The 3,549-nt window shown below is 44.1% G+C and carries 2 protein-coding genes; both read left to right on the plus strand.

The window, feature by feature from the left end:
* The coding region (locus tag QTN94_RS19350; RefSeq protein ID WP_331428583.1) for a hemagglutinin repeat-containing protein at window positions 1-2,526 on the plus strand (2,526 nt) is incomplete at its 5' end.
* Window positions 2,523-3,284, plus strand: a complete 762-nt coding sequence (locus tag QTN94_RS19355; RefSeq protein WP_331428584.1) for a hypothetical protein — start codon at window positions 2,523-2,525, stop codon at window positions 3,282-3,284. The genes QTN94_RS19350 and QTN94_RS19355, both read left to right, overlap by 4 nt.
* The last annotated feature ends 265 nt before the right edge of the window (window positions 3,285-3,549 follow it).

The following is a 3,549-nucleotide window of genomic DNA, read 5'->3' on the forward strand; positions in this document are numbered from 1 at the left end:
CAAGCGCTCCAAAAATCAACGAAGAAACTTAAACAAGCTGAGCAAGACTATAAACAGTATAAGAAAGGTTTGGATTCTCTAGAGTCGACACTCGCTACACTAGAGCAGGAGTACGCAGATAAGAAGCCGGGGGTCACCTTTGCAGACATTGAAGAGCTCAATGACCTCATCAGCGAAGTGAAAAGCGATGAAGCGTGGTATGTCGCTGGCGTAGCGCTGGCTGCTGAAGATGTGGTGTCCAAAACCACCGGTCTTACCCAGCAAACGGCAGCCGCAGCGCAAAGCTCGGGCACCTATGGCTTCAATGCAGGCCTTCATTTAGATATTGAAGCAAGCCAAACCGAGTCTAGCTCTCAAACGACCACCTCAGTGGGGTCTGCGTTAAGTGGGCAAAATATCAAGATAAGCGCTGGTAATAACACGGGCAATCAACTGAATATCCAAGGCTCTGAGCTTGCGGCTAACGACACTCTGTCTCTCGCAGCCAATGAGGTGAATATCACCGCTTCTCAAGATACTCACAGCAGTAAGTCTGAAACTCAATCTGGTAAGATTGGCGCATCGATGACGGTGTATGGTGCCTCATCGGGCATTAACCTCAATGCAAGCGTCAACCGAAACCAAAGCACATCCGCGTCAACCACGCATAACAACAGTCAATTAAGCGCAGACAATATCAGTATTGCCTCTGCGCAAGACACCAACATTAAAGGGGCAACGGTTGATGCCGGAGAGAGCTTGACGCTAGACGTGGGTGGTGACTTGAATGTCGCTTCGCTGCAGGACCGCCATAGTTCAAGTAACAAAGGTATGGGCATCAGTGGTGGTATTTCGATGTCTGGCGGCGGTGTATCGGACGGAAAAGGTGCGGCCCCTGAAGGTTTGGCTAAAGATGTTACTAATATGGGAGATGTTACTGGTGGCAATGGTGGCTTCAATGCATCTAATGGACGAACAAGCAGCAAGCAAACGGTTGTAACCAGCTTAACGTCAAATGGTAGCTTAGATATCAATGTTGGTGGCAACACAGATATTAAAGGTGCCACCATTGCGGCTTTAGACGAAGAGGGCAAAGACAGTGGAAAACTTAACCTAACCACGGGGTCATTAACGTATGCCGACCTTTCTAATACTCGCTACAGTCAAGATCAAAGCTTAGGCCTTAATAGTAGTGTCGGTATCAATAATGGTGAGCTGGATTCAACCAATAACTCAACGTCCCTTCAATACAAAAACACGTCTGGTTACGACAAGAGCAAGACGCTGGCAACCATCGGCCAAGGTAACTTAAACATAGGGGATTTAGAGTCTTCCGACGACACGTCTCGCCTCAACCGCGATATCGACAACACCGAAAAAGACCTGTTCAGCGTTGACCGTAAGCAGGGGGATATAGATGTTACGGTTGATCACCGCTTGTTGAGTGAAGAAGGTCGGGCGCAGATAGGAAAAGAGATGGATGAGTTCGGAAACAACATACAAAAAACTGCTCAGAACGTGCCAGCCGCAGAAGGTGGTAATATAGTTGAGAATGCTGTGGGTGAATTACTTAATGAGTTGAGCTTTTATACAGGTGGGATACTACCTAGTGACGAAACGAATGGTGGCATAGTAGCCCAAATCCCAGTGCTGTTAGGTGATACTGATGTACAAAACAAAGTGCTTCAGGTAGGTACTGCTGATATGTTAAAGAATGAACAGTTAGACAACTATATCCCTATTGAAGAGAGTGACTATTACATAAAAGCGTCGGAAGAAACTCAGAGTAAACTGAGGGGAATGAACTTGTTGATAAGTAAAGCCCCGGTCAAAGTTACTGAAGGCACATCAACCTTCCAGAATGGCACCAATGGTATGATGAATAGCGAGGGAGATGCAATTAAGAATGTTCTTAGCCAGACCCACAACTACGATAAGGATAGTGCCGGTTATGGCAGTGTGTTGCTCAACGTTAATTACAATCCAACTCATGGATTCGTAGGTGACGGTCTAGAGTCTTTCGTAGATAAAGTGGGCGGAACCACAGGCATGGCGAAACAGACAGGTGAATTTATCCGTGATACCACAACAGCGCAAGGTAGCAATGGTTCCAATTTTGCTAACCATTCACAGGGGAATCTGCTTACCAAGAGTGGTCTTGAGTATATTACAGGCAAAGATAGTTATGATCAGGGAGGTTTTAAAGGCCCAACTTACTTTGATAATGGTTTGAACGATAAAGGAATTCCAACCTTCGCTGGATATGGTTCACCGGTAAATACCGAGGATATGAAGCAAGTGGTCGAAGATGCAAAGTTTGATTTTAGAGGAAATTATACTAATAAAGGTGATTTTGTTGGTGAGAACCTTGGTAAGAACGTCGAAGATGATGGGAACAGAGGAAATACGGTATTAACGACTATAAAAGATACAGTAAATTTAGACACTTATAAAAATGCCGCGATGTTATTTTCTGATGAATCACCACATAGTAATTATAATTGCGGGGATTTACCCACAGCGGTCTGCGGAGCAAAACAACCATGAAAAAATTAATAAATGCAACGGTGTCTCTTTTGATACTTATCTTTGTTTCAGGTTGCTCTGGGGGAAAGTACTTTTATTTAACCGATGCGGATGTTATCGAAAACCCTTATATCGCCTTTAACCCGCCAAAACAAGACTGGTACTTATATAAAAATAGAGATTGGAGAGTATTGTATGGTGGGACGAGTAGCGAGAATTCGGCAGTACAGTGGATAGGGTTATCAAATGCTAACCCAAGCATTATGAACCTGAGAATTAGCACTGATAACTATATCTCTCCAGAAGATGACTACTATTTTAATAGTGATTTTGATGAAGACTATGGGCGTTATTTTACGGAGCCTGATTTTTTGAAGACGAACAAAATTCAGGGAATTACATTCGAAGAGATGTGGACGACTTATATCAAAGGGATACATTGCAGCGCTGGTTCGTATTTGCAAGGTATCGGAGGTAGCTATGCACCCACCGGAAGTAAAACGACAAGTATAAAATGTGGTTATTATGATAAGACCATCAGTGACAATGATGGAATGCGAAGGATATCCATCAGGTATACAATCAACTTTTATGCGAGTACTAGTGATGAGCAAAAAATCGAAAATGAACGCTACTTGAAAGATGCCGTTAATCAGATAGTTGAAAGCATCAAAATCAAAAACCTCGATGTAGAGCGTATGGAAGCCGAGGGCTTGATGTTCTATGACAAAGAGTTCGAACTAGACCCTGAAGACTCGGTTATTTGGCGTGCCGAATAGAAATCCTTGCAGCCAAAGAAACCACCCAGACGTTCAGCAGTGAAGAAAAACCGTCAGTCAGTTTGGGTGATGGTTTTAATGGTGTGAGCGTTGAAGACGGCCATTTTGATTTCAGGCTTGACTCTGATAGCCGATAGCAACCAAAACCAGTCTGGTGATTTAACGCTTGCCGCAAAAGAGAACGTGACCATTATCGAGGCGGTAGACACGCTCAGTGAACAACGTGAAGAAATTCATGGTAAAGCGGAGGCGAGCTTGGTTGTTC

The organism is Vibrio sp. M250220, from assembly GCF_036533795.1.
In the GTDB taxonomy this organism is placed as follows: Bacteria; Pseudomonadota; Gammaproteobacteria; order Enterobacterales; family Vibrionaceae; genus Vibrio.

What these genes read in the sequence shown, in the direction of transcription:
- QTN94_RS19355 (WP_331428584.1), top strand. Translation starts at nt 2,523, where the DNA reads ATGAAAAAATTAATAAATGCAACGGTGTCTCTTTTGATACTTATCTTT.